This window comes from Saccharopolyspora sp. (assembly GCF_017434145.1).
Classification (GTDB): Bacteria; Actinomycetota; Actinomycetes; order Mycobacteriales; family Pseudonocardiaceae; genus Saccharopolyspora_C; species Saccharopolyspora_C galaxeae.
The window spans coordinates 1-3,404 of the sequence record NZ_JAFRFW010000294.1 but is presented as its reverse complement, the minus strand read 5'-3'; the positions used below and the strand labels follow the sequence as shown (position 1 = coordinate 3,404).

2 protein-coding genes are annotated in these 3,404 nt (G+C 68.8%); both read right to left on the bottom strand.

Annotated elements, in window-relative coordinates; translation table 11 throughout:
• Positions 1–2,288, bottom strand: a 2,288-nt coding sequence (gene metH, locus IJH84_RS08125; protein ID WP_295142236.1) for a methionine synthase, incomplete at its 3' end; no start/stop codon positions are given.
• Positions 2,289–2,391: 103 nt separating this feature from the next.
• Complete coding sequence (locus tag IJH84_RS08120; RefSeq protein WP_295142233.1) at positions 2,392–3,366, bottom strand: carbohydrate kinase family protein; 975 nt, start codon at positions 3,364–3,366, stop codon at positions 2,392–2,394.
• Positions 3,367–3,404: the final 38 nt, after the last annotated feature.

Sequence of the window (3,404 nt, the reverse complement as noted above, 5' to 3'; positions counted from 1 at the left end):
TAGCCGTTGTTGGACACGATGATGTCCACCAGGTTCTTGCCGATGTCGTGCACATCGCCCTTGACGGTGGCCAGCAGCAGCTTGCCCTTGCCGCCGGTGTCGTCCTTGTCCATGTGCGGTTCGAGGTGCGCCACGGCGGTCTTCATGACCTCCGCGGACTGCAGCACGAACGGCAGCTGCATCTGCCCGGAACCGAACAGGTCACCGACGACCTTCATGCCGGCCAGCAGGTTCTCGTTGACGATCTGCAGCGGGGCCTTCTCCTGCATGGCCTCGTCCAGATCCGCTTCGAGCCCGTTGCGCTCGCCGTCGACGATGCGCTTCTCCAGCCGCTCGAACAGCGGCAGCTTCGCCAGCTCCTCGGCCCGCGAGGCACCGCTGGAGGCCGCCGTCTTGCCCTCGAACAGCGACATCAGCTTCTGCAGCGGGTCGTAGTCCTCGGTGCGGCGGTTGTAGACGAGGTCGAGCGCGACCTGCTTCTGCTCGTCCTCGATCTTGCTCATCGGCAGGATCTTGGAGGCGTTCAGGATCGCCGAGTCCAGCCCGGCTTCGCGGCACTCGTTGAGGAACACCGAGTTCAGCACCTGACGCGCGGCCGGGTTCAGCCCGAACGAGACGTTCGACAGGCCCAGCGTCGTCTGCACGTCCGGGTGCCGCCGCTTGAGCTCGCGGATCGCCTCGATGGTCTCGATGCCGTCCTCGCGGACCTCCTCCTGGCCCGTGGTGATCGGGAAGACCAGGCAGTCGATGATGATCGAGGACTCGTCCAGGCCCCACTTGCCGGTGATGTCCGCGATCAGCCGCTCGGCGACGCGCACCTTCCAGTCCCGGGTCCGGGCCTGGCCCTCCTCGTCGATGCACAGCCCGACGATGGTGGCGCCGTGCTCGTGGACCATGTCCATGACCTTCTGGAACCGCGAGTCCGGGCCGTCGCCGTCCTCGTAGTTCACCGAGTTCACCGCGCACCGGCCGCCGAAGTGCTCCAAGCCCGCCTGGATGACGTCGGCCTCGGTGGAGTCCACCATCACCGGCAGCGTGGAGGCGGTGGCCAGCCTGCTGGCCAGTTCCCGCATGTCCTCGACGCCGTCGCGGCCCACGTAGTCCACGCACAGGTCGAGCAGGTGCGCGCCCTCGCGGGTCTGGGACTTGGCGATCTCGACGCAGTCCTCGTAGCGGCCGTCGAGCATGGCCTCGCGGAACTTCTTGGAACCGTTGGTGTTGGTGCGCTCACCGACGTTGAGGTTGGTGGCGTCCTGCTGGAACGGCACCGCCTGGTACACCGACGACACCGACGGGATGACCTCCGGCGTGCGCGGCGCCGGGTTGAGCCCGGCTACCGCCTCGGAGACCGCGCGCACGTGCTCACCGGTGGTGCCGCAGCAGCCGCCGACCAGCCGGGTGCCGAAGTTGTTGACGAACCCGACCAGCGCCTCGGCCAGCTCGTCGGCCTGCAGCGGATACACCGCGCCGTTCGGGCCGAGCTCGGGCAGGCCCGCGTTCGGCATCACCGAGATCGGCACCTGGGCGTGCTGGGCCAGCACCCGCAGGTGCTCGCTCATCTCCGCCGGCCCGGTCGCGCAGTTCATCCCGATCATGTCGATGCCCAGCGGCTCCAGCGCGGTCAGCGCCGCGCCGATCTCCGAGCCCACCAGCATCGTGCCGGTCTGCTCCACGGTGACCTGCGCGATGATCGGCCGGTACTGGCCGGTCTTGGCCATGGCGCGCTTGGCGCCGACGATCGAGGCCTTCGTCTGCAGCAGGTCCTGGGAGGTCTCGACCAGGACCACGTCGATCCCGCCCTCGAGCAGGCCCAGCACGCTCTCCTCGTAGGCGTCGCGCAGGTCCGCGTACGGCGCGTGGCCGAGGGTGGGCAGCTTGGTGCCCGGCCCCATCGAACCGAGCACGAACCGCGGCTTGTCCGGCGTCGAGAACTCGTCGGCGGCCTCGCGAGCCAGCCGGGCGCCCTTCTCGGCCAGGTCCCGGATCCGCTCCGTGATGCCGTACTCGCCGAGGTTGGCGAGGTTCGTGCCGAACGTGTTCGATTCGATCGCGTCCGAACCCGCCTCGAGGAAACCGCGGTAGACGCTGGAAACCACGTCCGGGCGGGTCTCGTTGAGGATCTCGTTGCAGCCTTCGAGGTTCGCGAAGTCGTCCAGCGTCAGGTCGTGGGCCTGCAACGCGGTGCCCATTCCGCCGTCCGCGACGAGCACGCGCTCGACGAGCGCGCTGAGAAACCCGCTCGGGTCCCGGCCCGAAGCGGATTCGCCGTTCGTGTTGACCCCATTCATGTCGCTGCCTCTTCCCACGCTTTCTTCGACCACGCCCGAACCCAGTGTCCTCCGCGCCCGGCGGCACCGGCGGCGTCTGCCGGTGCCGCCGGAGGACGGGGGTTCAGCGCAGCTTCGAGCCGATCTCGGTCGCGGCGGACTCGCCGTACGCCTCGGCGATGCGCGCGAGGAAAGACTCGCGCTCGACGTCGTACTCCTGCGGCCCGTCGGTCTCCAGCGACACCGTCGCCAGGGTGCAGCCGAGCTGCAGGGACCGCTCCAGGCCCAGACCGCCGGACAGGCCGGCCAGGAACCCGGCGCGCAGCGCGTCGCCGACACCGGTCGGGTCGCCCTTCTGCTTCTCCTTCGGCGGCACGACCTCCAAGGTCGGGGCCGAAGCGGATTCGACCTTCAGGCCCTTCGCGCCCAGCGAGGTCACCCAGCTGCCGACCTTGCCCAGCACCTCTTCGTGGCTCCAGCCGGTGCTCTCCAGCAGCAGGCCGTGCTCGTACTCGTTGGTGAACAGGTACTCCGCACCCTCGACGAGCTTGCGCACCGCCTCGCCGTCCATCCGGGCCAGCTGCTGGCCGGGGTCGGCGAGGAACTTGTAGCCGCGCTCCCGCGACTCCTGGGTGTGCCTGATCATCGCGTCCGGGTCGTTCGCGGAGATCACCACGAGGTCCAGCCCGCCGATGCGGTCGGCCACGGACTTCAACTCGATCTCCCGCGCCTCGGACATGGCGCCCGGGTAGAACGAGGCGATCTGGTTGAAGTCCTGGTCGGTCGTGCACAGGAACCGGGAGGTGTGCTTGGTCGCCGAGACGTGCACCGAGGCGGTGTCCACCCCGTGCCGCTCCAGCCACGACCGGTATTCATCGAAGTCCTCACCCACGGCGCCGACCAGGTAGGGGGTCACGCCCAGCTTGCCGAGCCCGAAGGTGATGTTGGCCGCGATCCCGCCGCGGCGCACCTCCAGCTCGTCGACCAGGAACGACAGGGACACCTGCTCGAGCTGATCGGCGATCAGCTGATCGGCGATCCTGCCGGGGAAGGACATCAGGTGGTCGGTGGCGATCGAACCGGTCACCGCAATCCGCACTGCAACAACTCCTTCACGGCCGGCCGGCGACGGTGTCG